At 64.2% G+C, this 16,990-nt stretch carries 8 protein-coding genes and 1 tRNA gene; 5 read left to right on the top strand and 4 right to left on the bottom strand.

Features of this window, described 5'->3' with window-relative positions:
• The first annotated feature begins 27 nt into the window (after window positions 1-27).
• On the top strand, window positions 28-1,362 hold the full coding sequence (locus MRBLMA1_RS20580) for a cell wall hydrolase (RefSeq protein ID WP_363739456.1): 1,335 nt from the start codon (window positions 28-30) through the stop codon (window positions 1,360-1,362).
• A gap of 19 nt (window positions 1,363-1,381) precedes the next feature.
• Here MRBLMA1_RS20580 and MRBLMA1_RS20575 read toward each other — a convergent pair whose 3' ends face one another.
• Entirely contained in the window at window positions 1,382-2,479 is a 1,098-nt protein-coding gene (locus MRBLMA1_RS20575) for a helix-turn-helix transcriptional regulator (RefSeq protein ID WP_363739454.1), read from the bottom strand.
• Between the two features lie 125 nt (window positions 2,480-2,604).
• Here MRBLMA1_RS20575 and MRBLMA1_RS20570 point away from each other — a divergent pair, with 125 nt between their 5' ends.
• Complete coding sequence (locus tag MRBLMA1_RS20570) at window positions 2,605-3,804, top strand: MFS transporter (RefSeq protein ID WP_363739452.1); 1,200 nt, start codon at window positions 2,605-2,607, stop codon at window positions 3,802-3,804.
• On the opposite strand, the gene MRBLMA1_RS20565 is transcribed toward MRBLMA1_RS20570, so the two are convergent.
• Window positions 3,784-6,117 carry a TonB-dependent receptor gene (locus MRBLMA1_RS20565; RefSeq protein WP_363739450.1) on the bottom strand — a complete coding sequence of 778 codons (2,334 nt, stop codon included), beginning with the start codon at window positions 6,115-6,117 and terminating at the stop codon, window positions 3,784-3,786. The genes MRBLMA1_RS20570 and MRBLMA1_RS20565 overlap by 21 nt on opposite strands.
• Window positions 6,118-6,478: 361 nt before the next feature.
• Between MRBLMA1_RS20565 and rpoB the strand changes: the two genes are divergently transcribed.
• From rpoB to MRBLMA1_RS20550, 3 genes are all read left to right on the top strand, one after another.
• Entirely contained in the window at window positions 6,479-10,645 is a 4,167-nt protein-coding gene (gene rpoB / locus MRBLMA1_RS20560; RefSeq protein WP_363739449.1) for a DNA-directed RNA polymerase subunit beta, read from the top strand.
• An 81-nt stretch (window positions 10,646-10,726) separates the two neighbouring features.
• Window positions 10,727-14,983 (top strand): DNA-directed RNA polymerase subunit beta', encoded by a 4,257-nt coding sequence (gene rpoC / locus MRBLMA1_RS20555; RefSeq protein ID WP_363739447.1) that lies wholly within the window; start codon window positions 10,727-10,729, stop codon window positions 14,981-14,983.
• A 234-nt stretch (window positions 14,984-15,217) separates the two neighbouring features.
• Window positions 15,218-15,291: transfer RNA gene (locus MRBLMA1_RS20550), tRNA-Gln, on the top strand.
• A 70-nt stretch (window positions 15,292-15,361) separates the two neighbouring features.
• Here MRBLMA1_RS20550 and MRBLMA1_RS20545 read toward each other — a convergent pair.
• Window positions 15,362-15,730, bottom strand: coding sequence for a thermonuclease family protein (locus tag MRBLMA1_RS20545; protein WP_133653376.1), 369 nt, complete (start codon window positions 15,728-15,730; stop codon window positions 15,362-15,364).
• A 432-nt stretch (window positions 15,731-16,162) separates the two neighbouring features.
• On the bottom strand, window positions 16,163-16,663 hold the full coding sequence (locus MRBLMA1_RS20540; protein WP_363739445.1) for an energy transducer TonB family protein: 501 nt from the start codon (window positions 16,661-16,663) through the stop codon (window positions 16,163-16,165).
• Window positions 16,664-16,990: the final 327 nt, after the last annotated feature.

Genomic DNA, 16,990 nt, shown 5'->3' with positions numbered 1-16,990 from the left:
CGGAAGCAGGCGAGAGCCGGACCGGGCATGACCGACACACATCTCACCAGCCAGCCGCATCGCCTGATGTGGCTGCTCTGGCTCATGCTGTTCGTCGGCCTTCCGGCTTTCGTCGCCATGTGGGAGACGCGCATACCCCTGAACAAGCCGCGGCGGGAAGCGGCCGCAGCGGTGCGGCCCGCGCACGCGCCAAGCCCGCCACCCGTGGTGGCGCCGACGGAAATCTATGCGCTGGGCCGTGATCAGGCGCGGGCGTTCAACGCCACCATCCCCTTTTCCCGCCTTCCCAACCCCGCGGCGCGGCCCTTCCTTTTCTCCGGCTCGCCCATCGATTTCGCCCGCGCCACGGACTGTCTGGCCGCCGCGCAGCTCTATGAGGCTGGCGACGATGCAGTGGGCGAGCGTGCCGTCGCGCAGGTCGTGCTGAACCGCGTAAGGCATCCCGCCTTTCCCAAGACGGTCTGCGGCGTGGTCTTCCAGGGGCAGGAACGCGCTACGGGGTGTCAGTTCACCTTCACCTGCGACGGCGCGCTTGCCCGATCGCCAACGCAGGCGGCCTGGGAAAGGGCGCGGGACATTGCGCGGTCGGCACTGGCGGGCAAGGTGTACAAGCCAGTCGGCTATGCCACCCATTACCACACCGATTGGGTCGTGCCCTATTGGAGCGGCAGTCTGGACAAGATCACGGCGGTAGGCTCGCATCTTTTCTTCCGCTGGCGTGGCTGGTGGGGGACGCCCCCCGCCTTCCGCCGGGCAGGCGAGGACGGCGAACCGCTGGTGCAGCGCATTGCGCGCCTTTCAGCCGCGCATCAGGGGGATCCGGATGCGCCTGCCGGCCCGTCGCCGCTCGTCCTGGCTGGCGGCACTGTGGCCGATCTCGCCGCCCGGCCCCAGCAGATGATCGGGACGGATTCGCTGGGCCGGACAATGGCCGGCGTGCGGCTGATCGCCATCGCGCCGGGGGCCAGGAGCTTCCTGGTCGAGCTGGGACGTGCCACCTCCCCCGACAATTGGCCCGCCATGGCGCAGACCTTCTGCGCCGGACGCCCGGAATGCCGGATCATGGCGTGGCGGATGGGAACCGCGCCGGGCGGCCTGCCCTTGTCGGGCGACCAGATGGAAAGCATGGCCTTCGCCTATATCCACAACAGCGCCACGGGGTTGCAGCGCGCGCTCTGGAATTGTCTTCAGACCCCGCGCGGCAAGAAGGATGAATGCATGCTTCAGCGGAACCCGAAGGCGGCGGCTCCACCCCCGCCCGCCACTGCGCCGGAACTGGCGGGCGTGCGCCGGAAGGAGCGGTTTGAAGTGGTGAAGATCACGCCGCCCCCGCCGGCCGTCACGCCTCCTGCCAAGCCCTGAAGCGGGACTGGGTCCTCTCCTATTCCGTTTCGTCGAATATCCCGAGCCGCGGCAGCGCGCCGATGCGGGCGACCAGTTCGGACTGGCGGCTGCAGTCCAGCTTCACATAGATGTTCTTGATCTGCGTCCGCACCGTGTTGAGCGCCACGCCGCGTTCCTGCGACAGTTCCTCCAGTCCCTGCCCGCGGCAGAGTGCCTCGGCCACATCCGCCTCCGCTTTGGTGAGGCCGTAGAGCGCGCGGATGCGGCTGGCGAGGCTCATGTCCCGGTCGGCGGGATCGGTGGCGATGACGACGATCTGCCGTTCCATGCCGACCCGCAGCGCGGCGATCGAGAGCACATAAGGCAGGCCCTGGTCGCGGTGGACGAAGATGGCGCTTGCCTGCCCGCCCTGCCGCGCCGCCGCCGCGCGGAACGCCGTCTGCAGCGCTTCATCGTCGCGCGGATCAAGCGCCTTCAGCTGTCGCTGGCGCAAGCTGAGCGCGTCGCCCCGGCGGAGAAGCAGGTCGGCCAGATGATTGCAGTCGATCAGCGCGCCATTGGGACGAAGGGTAAAGACGGCATGACCCACCATGTCGAGCGTCGCGTGCAGGGACCGGCCATAATGGCGCGCGCGGTCCAGCTTGCTGCGGATCGCGAACATGCGGCCGATATGATCGATACTGTCTTGCACCGCGCGCAGTTCCGCTTCGCTGAAAGGTTGTTGCGCGCGGCCGCGATGCAGGCCGATATGCCCCGTCGTCCCATCCTTCTGGATCACGCCGCCCAGGCAATGGAAGGTGTCGTCGCCCATTCCCCTGATCCACTCATTGTAGATCCGGCTGGCCTCATAGGTCGGGGCCGGAACAAGAGCCTCGACATTCCAGACGCGATTGACCGTCTCGGCCCGCTCCAGCGCGATACCCCATAGGTCGTCGCCCTGGAACTCTTCGTCATAAAGCGCCATCTGCGCTTCGGAAAAATAGCCGGAATAGGAAATTTCGGCGATATGCTGGGGGGTGCGTCCCCAATGCAGGACGCCCGAACGGGCACCGAGCGCATCGGCCAGCGTCAAAGCCAGCCGGCCGAACGCCGCATCATCGATCGCAGCGTCGTAGATATCCTCCGTGCGGATCACAGCCCTGCCCCAAAATTTACCAATTTCCCCCTCGACGCGGAATATACGCAACTCTGCTTTGCCGCATTGCACAGATCAGACATTCGGCCATTCAAATCGCTGAAAAATCAGATAATGCTGCCGCCGTGCCGCGCAATCCGCTCCCCCTCCCCGGCCGTTCAACAGACGGCGGCTGGCTTCCGGTCTTCGCATTGGCGGCCATCACCTTGCTGGTGCAAGGCTGCACACTGATGTCGCTGGGCGTGCTCCTGCCCGGCATGGCAGCCGATTTCGGAAGCGTCGGCGGCGGCATCACCCTGTTCCTGCTGGCGATGAGCCTTGCCAGCCTGGCGGCCGGTTGGGCCCTGGAAAGGCTGGGCATCCGGCCGTTGCTGCTGACCGGCATCCTGTTCAGCGCATCCGGTTTCGCGCTGGCGGCCATGGCGCAACAGCAGCCTGCCCTGATGGCCGGCATGGCGTTGTCGGGCCTTGGCGTCGGCGCATCGACCATCGTGCCGGGCATTGCCGTCATCACCCGGCATCATGCGCGACGGCGCGGCCTGGCCCTCGCGGTCTTCCTGGGCGCCGCCGTCATCGCAGGCGCGATAGTGCCGCCATTCGTCGGTGCCGCCATGGCGCATTGGGACTGGCGCATCGCCATGCTGCTATGCGTCGGGACGATCCTGCTGGCCTGCCCGCCGCTGGTCCTGCTCGTCCCGGGCCAGCGGACGGACGCGGAGGGTAAACCGGCGGATAGGAACCCGATCCGCCCTGCCCTGCTGAACGCGAACTTCCTCCGGCTGCTGCTGGCGCTGACCCTGTTGCAGCTTGCCATCAACGGAGTGCTGTTCGCGGCGGTGGACAGGCTGATGGAACAAGGCTTCGGCCAGTCCAGTGCGGTGCTGGCCTATAGCAGCGCCAATCTGCTCGGCCTGCCGGCGCTGCTGACGGGTGGCATGCTGGCGGACCGGCTTGGCGCACGGCGGAGCCTGCTCGCAACGGCGCTGCTGCTGGCGCTGGGAACCGCGACACTGCTGGGCGCCGGCATGAGGGACGGGGCGGGCGTCTGGCTGTTCGTCCTGCTCTGGGGGGTCGGGAGCGCGCTGCCGGGCCAGTCGGGATCGATGCTGCTGGCCGAATTGACAGAAGCAGAAGCGTTTCCGCGACTGCTTGGCCTCAACACCGCGGTCGTCAGCCTGCTGGGCGCGCTTGCGCCGCTCTGGACGGACCAGATGCGCGCGGCGGGCGGCAGCTATGCCCTGCCCATATCGGTTTATGCCGCGCTGGCGCTGGCGGCGGCGCCTCTGATCGCATCGGTGCGCCCATCAAAGGCCGATGCTGGCTGACAGGCCAAGGGTGCGCGGCCGTTGCGCCATTTCGCGCAGCGGTGATCCGGTCACCGGCACCAGATCCGCATTGCGATAGAGCAGCGTCCTGCTGTCGAGCAGATTGTCGGCAAAAACCGACAATTGCCAGCCGTCGCGGCCCAGCCCGACGCGCAGGAACAGAAGGTCGCTTGCCTCGCCGGCATAGACCCGCGGATCATAGGCGATCGACCGGGTCGAGGGCGCGCGGCGGATGCGCCCCGCATGCCGCCATTCGGTCCGGACGAATCCTTCCAGACGCCCCGGCAGGGTCAGGCCATATTCCGCCGCCATTGTCGCGGACCAGCGCGGCACATAGGGAATGCGGTCCCCCACGGCGACGATCGCCGCGCCGGGAAGGCCGACATTGCGGCGGAAGCGCGCATCGACGAAGCCAAGGGAGAAATCCAGCGCCAGCCGCCGCAACGGCTCGGCCTGCAGGGAGAGCTCGACGCCGCGGTTCCGTGCCGCGCCCAGATTATCGACATAGGAAAAGCCGCAATGGGGCAAGGTAACGGACTGCTGTATCCGTCGCCAGTCGATGCGAAAGGCCGCCAGCGACAGGCGAAGCCGCTGATCGGCCAAGCCGGCCTTCACCCCCAGCTCATAGCTCCAGAGCGCATCCGAGCCATAGCTGTCCGGCGCGGCGGCACGGCCCAGAGCCGAAAGATCGGCGGCGCAACTGGTCGCCGGCACCGTTCCATTGGTCCCTCCGGCGCGAAAGCCCTTGCCCGCGCTCAGATAGATCAGGCTGTCTTTCCCCGGCCGCCAAGACAGGCTGGCATAGGGGATGAGGGGCGTGTCACTTTGACGCCTTGGCCCGGTGACGTTGCGGCCGCCGGCAAAAGGCCCTTCCGACATCAGGCGAAAGCGCAATGGATCATGCGACAGACGCAGGCCGCCCGTCGCCTCCCAGCCGGGCGCGAATGTCCAGTTCGCCTGCGCGAAAGCCGCCAGCGTACGCTCACCGATCTGCTGGCGGCTATGATAGCTCTGTCCGCCGGGAAGAAGCGGCAGGCCGAAAATCTCCTCGACCGACAGGCCAAGCTGCGATTGCGCCAGAACGGCGATCCCCGGTTCCACGACACGCTGTTCCATGACGATCCGCGACCGGCTGTAGAAACCGCCGATGAGCCAGCGAAGGGGCGCCTGCGGGTCAGCCGAAGCCATGCGCAGCTCCTGCGTGAAAACGGACTGGTCGACGGTCGTCCGGCTATAGCTGCCGCCCGGCGTGCGGATGCCGGGTATCATGCCGCCCAGGACGATCTCCCCGAAATATCCGGAATAGTCGACGATCTGGCGGTTGCGGCGATCCAGCCATGCGGTGACGCTGGTGAGCGTGGCGCCGTCCAGTTCCAGCCGCGCTGTCAGGCTGGGCAGCAGGAAGCGGTCGCGACCCGGCTGACGCAGGCTGGCGGACTGACGGAAGGGGCCAAGGCTGCTTTCGTAAAAGGGCTGGTCGCCTCTTGCCGTCCGCTGGTAGAATAATGACGGCGTCAGCTCCAGCCGCTCGCCAAGAGCCATCTTGGCGGCAAAACGCAGGGCCATCGCCGCGTCATGATCGACATTCTTCTCAATCAGCGCGCCCGACGCGGGATCGAACCGATCGACGACACCCGCATCGCGGCGATAATAAGCGCTGACGCGCGCGCCGATCCGGCCAGGCAACAGGGCGCCGCCCAGCGCCGCCTGCGCCTCCCGGTTCAGCCCCCCTCCAGCGACGGACGCAAGTTCGCCGCTGGCGCGCAGTTCCCCACCCTCCAGCCGGGGTTGCCGGGTCAGGGCGCGGATCGTGCCGCCCATGGAATCGGCTCCGAACAGCGTGCCCTGCGGCCCGCGCATCACCTCCACCCGATCGAGGTCGAAGCTGCGCAGGTCTGGATTGCCCGCCACCTCCAGCGACCGGATCTGGACCGGGACATCATCCACATAGAGGCCGACCGTCGCGGCCCCGATGGGAGAGAAGACGCCGCGCATGATCGGCTGCTGCGCACCGAACGCGCCCAATGTCGGCGTGCTGAGCTGAGGCACGACGCCGCTCAGATCCGCCAGCCGGGCAATGCCGCGCCGTTCCAGTTCGACCGCATCAAGGCGAACGAGGCTGATCGGAACGCTTTGCTCCGCCTCGGCCACGCGGCGTGCGGTGACCAGGACCGTCCCTGGGTCGACCGCATGCCGCCCGGCTTCGTCCTCCTGCGCCATGACAGGTGCCGCCACGGCCAGCGCGAACGGGCAGCACATATGCACGAACAGGCGCGCCAGGAATGGAAGGGGTTGAAAGCGGGCGGGAATCACCCGATCTCTCTACAGCAACGACCTGATGCGGCAACCAGTCGGAATCAGGCGCTTACCCCCTTCACAAAGGACGGTGCCGGTCCTATATGGGCTGTTCAAATCCGGCCCCTGCAACGCCTTCGGGTGAAGTTGGGACCGTCCCCCGGATCGCCCGGGGACTGGTTTCGTTTTTAGCGCACGGAACCGGCGGGATTGGGCGAAAACGGCGGGTCACAAGACGCTGACAGTGCGGATCGGACAGTCCCGGCCCGCACTTTTTTGCGTGGCGATGAAGGGGCGAATCACCCCGGAAATCGACAGGCCAGGCTGAATTTTCGCTGCGATGCGAAAAAATGCGACGAACAACCAGGCAGGATACGCAATGGCGACCAAAGCTCTCCCCACGATCAGCAATACCGGCGCGAAGAAGCGCATCAGAAAGGTATTCGGCGACATCCACGAAGTGGTGCAGATGCCCAACCTGATCGAAGTCCAGCGGGAGAGCTATGAGCAGTTCCTCCGTTCCGACCCCTCGATCGGCTATGTCTCCGGCCTGGAAAAGACCCTGCGCTCGGTCTTCCCGATCCGCGACTTCGCCGGCACCGCCGAAATGGATTTCGTCCATTACGAGCTGGAAGACCCGAAATATGACGTCGAGGAATGCCGCCAGCGCGGCATCACCTATGCGGCGCCGATGCGCGTCACGCTGCGTCTCATCGTGTTCGAGGTGGACGCCGACACCGAAACCCGCTCCGTCCTGGATATCAAGGAGCAGGATGTGTACATGGGCGACATGCCGCTCATGACGCAGAACGGCACCTTCATCGTCAACGGCACCGAACGCGTCATCGTGTCGCAGATGCACCGTTCGCCGGGCGTTCTGTTCGACCATGACCGGGGCAAGACCCACTCTTCGGGCAAATATCTGTTCGCCGCCCGCGTCATTCCCTATCGCGGTTCGTGGCTCGACTTCGAATTCGACGCCAAGGACATCGTCAACGTCCGCATCGACCGCAAGCGCAAGCTGCCGGTGACGGCGCTGCTCTATGCGCTGGGCCTGACGCCCGAGGACATGCTGGGCTATTTCTACAACAAGGTGACCTTCGTCCGCGGCGAAGGCGGCTGGCAGATCCCGTTCACCGCCGAGGCGTGGCGCGGCCAGAAGCCGGCCTTCGACATCGTCGATGCCAAGTCGGGCGAGGTCGTGTTCGCCGCCGGTCACAAGATTTCGCCCCGCGCCGCCAACAAGGCGGAGAAGGACGGCCTGGAAACGCTGCTGATCCCGACCGAGGAAGTCTATGGCCGCTACAGCGCCTATGACCTGATCAACGAGTCGACCGGTGAAATCTACATCGAGGCGGGCGACGAAGTGTCGCCGGAGAATCTCGAGAAGCTGGACAAGGCGGGCATCGACCGTCTCGAACTGCTCGACATCGACCATGTCACCACCGGCCCCTGGATTCGCAACACGCTGAAGGCCGACAAGGCCGAGGAACGCGATCAGGCGCTGGCCGACATCTACCGCGTGATGCGCCCTGGCGAACCGCCGACGAAGGAAACCGCCGAAGCCCTCTTCGCCGGCCTGTTCTTCGATCCGGAGCGCTATGACCTCTCGGCCGTGGGCCGCGTGAAGCTCAACATGCGCCTCGACCTCGACGCAGAGGATACCGTCACCACGCTCCGCACCGAGGATATCCTCGCCGTGGTCAAGGAACTGGTGAACCTGAAGGACGGCAAGGGCGAGATCGACGATATCGACAATCTCGGCAACCGCCGCGTGCGTTCGGTGGGCGAGCTGCTGGAAAACCAGTATCGCGTCGGCCTGCTGCGCATGGAACGCGCCGTCAAGGAGCGCATGTCGAGCGTCGACGTGTCGACGGTGATGCCGAACGACCTCATCAACGCGAAGCCCGCCGTGGCCGCGGTGCGCGAGTTTTTCGGTTCCTCGCAGCTTTCGCAGTTCATGGACCAGACCAACCCGCTGTCGGAAGTCACCCACAAGCGCCGCGTGTCGGCGCTTGGGCCGGGCGGTCTGACCCGCGAGCGCGCCGGCTTCGAAGTCCGCGACGTTCACCCGACCCATTATGGCCGTATCTGCCCGATCGAAACGCCCGAAGGCCCGAACATCGGCCTGATCAACTCGCTGGCCACGTTCAGCCGGGTAAACAAATATGGCTTCATCGAAACGCCCTACCGCAAGGTGATCGACGGCAAGGTGACGAACGACGTCGTCTATCTGTCGGCGATGGAGGAGGCCAAGCACACCATCGCGCAGGCGAACGCCGAACTGAACCCCGACGGCACGCTGGCCGAAGACCTGATCTCGGCGCGTGAAGCGGGCGAGTTCCTGATGGCGCCCAAGGACCACATCACCCTGATGGACGTCAGCCCCAAGCAGCTGGTGTCGGTTGCGGCCTCGCTCATTCCGTTCCTGGAAAACGATGACGCCAACCGCGCGCTCATGGGATCGAACATGCAGCGTCAGGCCGTGCCGCTGGTCCGGGCCGAGGCGCCGTTCGTCGGCACCGGCATGGAAGGCACGGTTGCGCGGGACTCCGGTGCCGCGATTGCCGCTCGCCGTGCGGGCATCATCGACCAGGTCGACGCGACCCGTATCGTGATCCGCGCCACCGGCGACATCGAACCCGGCCAGTCGGGCGTGGACATCTACACGCTGCAGAAGTTCCAGCGCTCCAACCAGGACACCTGCATCAACCAGCGTCCGCTGGTGAAGGTGGGCGACCTGATCGAGGCCGGCGACGTCATCGCCGACGGTCCGTCGACCGAGTTTGGCGAGCTGGCGCTGGGCCGCAACACGCTGGTCGCGTTCATGCCCTGGAACGGCTACAACTATGAAGACTCCATCCTGATCTCCGAGCGGATCGTGAAGGACGACGTCTTCACCTCGATCCATATCGAGGAGTTCGAGGTCATGGCCCGCGACACCAAGCTGGGTCCGGAAGACATCACCCGCGACATCCCGAACGTCGGCGAGGAAGCGCTGCGCAACCTCGACGAGGCGGGCATCGTCTATATCGGCGCCGAGGTGGAGCCGGGCGATATCCTGGTCGGTAAGATCACCCCCAAGGGTGAATCGCCGATGACCCCGGAAGAAAAGCTGCTCCGCGCGATCTTCGGTGAAAAGGCGAGCGACGTGCGCGACACCTCGCTGCGCCTGCCGCCGGGCGTTGCTGGCACCGTCGTCGAAGTCCGCGTCTTCAACCGCCACGGTATCGACAAGGACGAGCGCGCCATGGCGATCGAGCGGGAGGAAATCGACCGCCTCGCCAAGGACCGCGAGGACGAACGCGCCATCCTCAACCGCGCGACCTTCAACCGCCTGCAGGAAATGCTGCTGGGCCAGACGGCCACCGCCGCACCCAAGGGCGTGCGCAAGGGCATCGAGATCGACGAGGCCCTGCTGGGCGAAGTCGAGCGTCATGAATGGTGGAAGTTCGCGGTCGCTGACGATACCCGCCAGGCCGGCATCGAAGCCGTCAAGGCGCAGTATGACGAAGCGGTGAAGCTGATCGTCGAGAAGTTCGAGGATCGCGTCGACAAGCTGCAGCGTGGCGACGAACTGCCCCCGGGCGTCCTGAAGATGGTCAAGGTCTTCGTCGCGGTGAAGCGCAAGCTGCAGCCGGGCGACAAGATGGCCGGCCGTCACGGCAACAAGGGCGTCATCTCGCGCATCCTGCCGATCGAGGACATGCCGTTCCTGGAGGACGGCACCCATGTCGACATCGTGCTCAATCCGCTGGGCGTGCCGTCGCGCATGAACGTGGGGCAGATCTTCGAGACGCATCTCGGCTGGGCTGCCCGCGGCCTTGGCCAGCAGCTCAAGCATGCGCTGGAGGACTGGCGTGAAGCCAATCCGAACGCGCAGGGCGGCGAGATGCCGGATGCGGTCAAGACCCGTCTGCTTGAGACCTATGGTCCGCAATATGCCGACCAGATCGAAGGCCGCACGGCCGAGCAGATCGTCGATCTTGCCGAACATCTTGCCCGCGGCGTGCCGATGGCGACCCCGGTGTTCGACGGCGCCCGCGAAGCGGACGTGTCGGCGATGCTGGAGCTGGCCGGCCTGCACTCGTCGGGTCAGTCGGACCTGTTCGACGGGCGCACGGGCGACAAGTTCGACCGCAAGGTCACTGTCGGCATCATCTACATGCTGAAGCTGCACCACCTGGTCGACGACAAGATCCACGCACGCTCCATCGGCCCCTACAGCCTCGTCACCCAGCAGCCGCTGGGCGGTAAGGCGCAGTTCGGCGGCCAGCGCTTCGGTGAAATGGAGGTGTGGGCGCTCCAGGCCTATGGTGCCGCCTACACGCTGCAGGAAATGCTGACGGTGAAGTCGGACGACGTGGTCGGCCGTACGAAGGTCTACGAGGCGATCGTCAAGGGCGACGACACGTTCGAGGCCGGCATCCCCGAAAGCTTCAACGTGCTGGTCAAGGAAATGCGCTCGCTGGGCCTCAACGTCGAACTCGCCGCGATGGACGAGGTCGAGGAAGACGGCGACGGCTTCGCGCAGGCGGCGGAATAAGGGTGCCAGGCGCCGTCTCCCGAAGACAGTGCCCTCCCCTGTCCTCGCCACAGAATTTTACCCTCTAGAGGGACTTGAGATATGAACGAACTGACGAACTTCGCCAATCCGATCCAGAAGCCGGAAACCTTCGACCAGATCCAGATCGGCCTCGCCTCCCCGGAGCGCATCCGCAGCTGGTCCTTCGGCGAGATCAAGAAGCCGGAAACCATCAACTATCGTACGTTCAAGCCCGAACGTGACGGCCTGTTCTGCGCCCGCATCTTCGGTCCGATCAAGGACTATGAGTGCCTGTGCGGCAAGTACAAGCGCATGAAGTACAAGGGCATCGTGTGCGAAAAGTGCGGTGTCGAGGTCACGGTGTCGAAGGTCCGCCGCGAGCGGATGGGCCATATCGAACTGGCCGCGCCGGTCGCGCACATCTGGTTCCTGAAGTCGCTGCCCTCGCGCATCGGCCTGCTGCTCGACATGCAGTTGAAGCAGCTTGAGCGCGTCCTCTATTTCGAATCCTACATCGTCACCGAGCCGGGCCTGACCCCGCTGGAGAAGTTCCAGCTTCTGACCGAAGACGAACTGCTCGACGCGCAGGACGAATATGGCGAAGACGCCTTCTCCGCCGGCATCGGCGCGGAAGCGGTCAAGCAGATGCTGATGGACCTCGACCTTGAGGGCGAGAAGCAGGCACTGCTCGACGAGCTGGCCGTCACCAAGTCGGAACTGAAGCCCAAGAAGATCATCAAGCGCCTGAAGGTGGTTGAGAGCTTCCTGGAATCAGGCAACCGCCCCGAATGGATGATCCTGGACGTCGTGCCGGTCATCCCGCCGGAACTGCGCCCGCTGGTGCCGCTGGACGGCGGCCGTTTCGCGACGTCGGACTTGAACGACCTCTATCGTCGCGTCATCAACCGCAACAACCGCCTGAAGCGCCTGATGGAACTGCGCGCGCCGGACATCATCGTCCGCAACGAAAAGCGCATGTTGCAGGAGGCCGTCGACGCCCTGTTCGACAATGGCCGTCGCGGCCGCGTCATCACCGGCGCGAACAAGCGTCCGCTGAAGTCGCTGTCCGACATGCTCAAGGGCAAGCAGGGCCGCTTCCGTCAGAACCTGCTCGGCAAGCGCGTCGACTATTCGGGCCGTTCGGTCATCGTGACCGGCCCGGAACTCAAGCTGCACCAGTGCGGCCTGCCCAAGAAGATGGCGCTCGAACTGTTCAAGCCCTTCATCTACGCCCGCCTCGACGCCAAGGGTCTGTCCATGACCCTGAAGCAGGCCAAGAAGTGGGTCGAGAAGGAACGCAAGGAAGTCTGGGACATCCTGGACGAGGTGATCCGCGAGCATCCGGTGATGCTGAACCGCGCGCCGACGCTCCACCGCCTCGGCATCCAGGCGTTCGAACCCGTGCTGATCGAGGGCAAGGCGATCCAGCTTCACCCGCTCGTCTGCTCGGCCTTCAACGCCGACTTCGACGGTGACCAGATGGCCGTCCACGTGCCGCTGAGCCTTGAGGCGCAGCTGGAAGCGCGCGTGCTGATGATGTCGACCAACAACATCCTCAGCCCCGCCAACGGCAAGCCGATCATCGTGCCGTCGCAGGACATGGTCCTGGGTATCTATTACCTGTCCATGGAGCGCGAAGGCGAGCCGGGCGAAGGCATGCTGCTGGCCGACATGCAGGAAGTGCATCAGGCGCTCTATGCGAAGGCCGTGACGCTGCACTCGAAGATCATCAGCCGCGTCCCGCAGACCGACGAAGCCGGCAACCAGTATATGAAGCGGTTCGAAACGACGCCGGGCCGCATGCTGCTGGGCGAATGCCTGCCCAAGAGCCACAAGGTGCCCTTCGACGTTGTCAACCGCCTTCTCACCAAGAAGGAAATCGGTGACGTCATCGACCAAGTCTATCGTCACACTGGCCAGAAGGACACGGTGCTGTTCGCCGACGCCATCATGGCGCTGGGCTTCCGACACGCGTTCCAGGCCGGCATCAGCTTCGGCAAGGACGACATGGTGATCCCGGATTCGAAGACCGCGATGGTTGACGAAACCAAGGCGCTGGTGGCCGATTATGAGCAGCAATATCAGGACGGCCTGATCACCCAGCAGGAAAAGTACAACAAGGTGATCGACGCCTGGAGCCGTTGCGGCGACCAGGTTGCGAACGCCATGATGGACGAGATCCGCGCCCAGCCCAAGGATCCGCAAACCGGCCGCATGGCACCGATCAACTCCATCTACATGATGGCGCATTCGGGTGCCCGTGGTTCGCAGGCGCAGATGAAGCAGCTTGCCGGCATGCGCGGCCTGATGGCCAAGCCGTCGGGCGAGATCATCGAAACGCCGATCATCTCGAACTTCAAGGAAGGCCTGACCGTCCTTGAATACTTCAACTCGACCCACGGCGCCCGCAAGGGTCTGGCCGACACCGCGCTCAAGACGGCGAACTCGGGTTATCTGACCCGCCGTCTGGTCGACGTGTCGCAGGACTGCACGATCGTCGAGGAAGATTGCGGCACCGAAAAGGCGCTGGAGATGAAGGCCATCGTTCAGGGTGGTTCGGTCATCGCCTCGCTCGGCGAGCGTATCCTGGGCCGCACCACGGCGCAGGACATTGTCGACACCAAAGATGGCAGCATCGTCATCCCCATCGGCACCCTGCTCGACGAAGCGATGATCACCCAGATCGAAGCGATCGGCACGCAGGCCGTGAAGATCCGCAGCCCGCTGATCTGCGAAAGCCGGATGGGCGTGTGCGGCAAGTGCTACGGCCGTGACCTCGCCCGTGGTACGCCGGTCAATATCGGTGAAGCGGTCGGCGTCATCGCGGCGCAGTCCATCGGTGAACCGGGCACGCAGCTGACCATGCGTACCTTCCACATCGGCGGCGCGGCGAACTTCAATGAAACGTCGAACCTTGAATCGATGGCCGACGGTACGATCGAACTGCGGGACATGCCGACCATCACCGACAAGAATGGCCGTCGCCTGTCGCTTGCCCGCAACGGCGAGATCGCGATCATCGACTCCGAAGGCCGCGAGCGCGAAACGCACCGCCTGCCTTACGGCGCCACCATCCTGTTTGCGGATGGCGATACCGTGAAGAAGGGCGAACGCTTTGCCGAGTGGGATCCGTTCACCATGCCGGTGATCACGGAAAAGCCGGGCATCGTTAAGTATGTCGACCTGATCGACAACAAGACGCTGACCGAGCAGACCGACGAAGCGACCGGCATTGCCCAGCGCGTCGTCATCGAGCATCGTGGTTCCGCCCGCACCAAGGAGGATCTGCGTCCCCGCCTCACCCTGCTCGACGATCAGTCGGGCGAAGCCGCGCGCTACATGCTCGCGGTCGGCGCAACCCTGTCGGTCGATGACGGCGCTCAGGTGCAGGCCGGTGACGTGCTGGCGCGTGTCTCTCGCGAAGCTGCGAAGACCCGCGACATCACCGGTGGTCTGCCGCGCGTCGCCGAACTGTTCGAAGCCCGCAAGCCCAAGGACAATGCGATCATTGCCAAGGTGTCGGGCCGCGTTCAGTTCCTCAAGGATTACAAGGCGAAGCGCAAGATCGCCATCAATCCCGAGGATGGCGGCGAGCCGGTCGAATATCTGATCCCCAAGAGCAAGGTGATCGACGTTCAGGAAGGCGACTTCGTGAAGCGCGGCGACAATCTGATCGGCGGTTCGCCCGATCCGCACGACATTCTGGAAGTTCTCGGCATCGAGCCGCTGGCCGAATATCTGGTCGCGGAAATCCAGGAAGTCTATCGCTTGCAGGGCGTGAAGATCAACGACAAGCACATCGAAACGATCGTTCGTCAGATGCTGCAGAAGGTCGAGATCATCGAGTCCGGCGACACCACGCTGCTGGTGGGCGAGCAGATCGACCGCGAGGAAATGGACGAGATCAACGCCAAGCTCCAGCCGGGCTTCGCGCCCGCCGCTGGCAAGCCGGTGCTGCTCGGCATCACCAAGGCCTCGCTCCAGACGCGTTCGTTCATCTCGGCGGCCTCTTTCCAGGAAACCACCCGCGTCCTCACGGAAGCGGCGGTCCAGGGCAAGAAGGACACGCTGGTGGGCCTCAAGGAAAACGTCATCGTCGGCCGCCTCATCCCGGCGGGCACGGGCGCTGGCATGAACCGCATGCGCGTCGCCGCATCGTCGCGCGACGCGGCAATGCGCGCCGCGCTGCGGGCTTCCAGCCAGGTCGACCTGATCGCACCGAAGACGGCCGCCGAAGAGCATGCCGCCGAACTGCGCCAGGGCCCGGAAGCCGCCATCGGCGACGATCCGCTGGCTGTCGTCCAGGGTGAGGATTTCACCACCGAGGACATGGAATAAGCGCGTTGAAATAGGGGCCCGCTTCCTGGTTCAGGTAGCGGGCCCCGTCCTTCCTAACCCGTCAGGGATTGATGAAGAGCCCGCCGGAAGCGACAGCCTGTCCGGCGGGTTTTCTTTTGCACATGCCGCATTGCAGGCTGTGCAATTGTCCGGGATGCCGGTCGCAAATCCTCTTGACCAATCCAGAATCGCCGCCTATTTGCGCCTCTCCGGTGAGCCGATGGCTCATCCTGATGCCCGATCCTCTAATGGTAAGAGAGCGGACTCTGACTCCGTCAATCAAGGTTCGAATCCTTGTCGGGCATCCAGACTTTCCTCCAAATCCTCGACTGACCGCAAAAGGTGCCCGGCTTTGGCCTCAAAGGACGCCCGAGCCGGTCAATGCCTTTTCAAGAACCGGCATTCCCTGGCCAGGCGGCGTCCCACATCCCATGAGGATCTGTAGACCGCCATGCCCTTGCGGACCTGTTCGCAGGACATGTTGAGTCCTCCGGCATAGACGATGGCGATCGTGCGCCCATAGGCGTCGCGCGCGACAGGGACGATGGTGATGGGATCGCGCAATGCGCGCTTCAGGCTTTCCCTGCTTTGCCGGGAATTATCCTGCGGGCACGCTTTCCGCTTGCGACATCGGTTGATGATGTCGGGAGCCTCAATGGCAAGGAGCCTGATCGGTTCGCCGTTGACGCGCAGCGTGCCGCCATCCACCACCGTCAGGGCTGAGGCAAAGAACAGCGCAGCAATCATCGGCCGAACCACGCGCCGTCAACGGCAACGCCCGGCTTACCGCTCATGCTCTCCCCGCCGCGGCTGCCAATAACAGGGCGATCCTGCTTCTGAAATCATCCGCCCGCCACATTTCGGTCAACAATCCCAAGCCCGAACCATCCCCCTGCTTATACTCGATATTCCATTCTATTTTATCATTTTAAATGAATATGTTCCGTTCCGATACAGAATATCGGAATTTCCGGTCGCGGACCATTCATGGTGGTACGGAATTTGCGCCAGGGAGCGGCATCGACGGCAGGCATTTAGCCCACAGCGAATCTGGATTCCAGGTGCACGGAGGAAACTGGAAGAGCGAAGAAGCATGTCTGCGGGCCGGCCGAACCACGCCACACCCAACCGCTCTTCCAGTCCGCGTCTTGCCACGCCATCCGGGGGAAAGGGCGGCGTTCAGCGCGACGCAATCAGGACGGGTCGGTCGCCGCCCGCCTGCGCCATCATCCGGGCGTGGTGATCGGTGCGGAGCCGGTTCAACATATCATCGCGTTGCCACATATCGTTGGCGACGATGATCCATGCTTCAAACCGCGAATTCCCTGCAATCTGCGGCGGCAAGGGCGTCAGCCGCCCCATCGCCCTGACGGCGCGCAGCGACAGGCGATCGACGGCCCGCGACGACGAAGGCTGCGCAAGCGAGACGGCTTGCGGCCGCCCCAGTTCATCCAGGCGGAACTCGACCCGGGCATAGCCAGTCGCGGAACGATCGAAACTCTGATCGGCGGCGCGGCGAATGCTGCCGGTCAGGCGGTTTGCGGTTCGGTCCTGCCATTTTTCATAGCTCATCTCCTTTTCCGGGGACGCAATGACGGTAAGTTGATCGCCCGGCTGCCTGGCACTCACCCCTGTCGACAGCAGCAAGGACGAGCAAAGGACCAAATATCTGGCACGCATAGGGGCCTCCTCTGCTGGTATAATGCTATGTTGGATTGCGACTGCGGTCGTATCTGATGACCGAAAGATGCGTGAAGCTATATATTACAAAATACGCAATTTGTGTAATGAAGATAAATCTTCATTCTCATCAGCATAGGAAATATTTCAACATTGGCCTTCATCAGGCCCGTCTGGAGATCGCTCCCGGCGCTGGCGGGGATTTCCGTCAACCCCCTGTCATTTATCGGTTTTGACGTGAGGGAAGAAGCGTTGGGCCAGCGACTCGACTCCTCCCGCGCCGCAGCGGCTCAGCCTTTTCAGGAGACAGAGCAGCTTCCAACGCCG

This window comes from Sphingobium sp. LMA1-1-1.1 (assembly GCF_040676365.1).
GTDB lineage: Bacteria > Pseudomonadota > Alphaproteobacteria > Sphingomonadales > Sphingomonadaceae > Sphingobium.
This window is presented reverse-complemented; position numbering and strand designations above follow the sequence as displayed.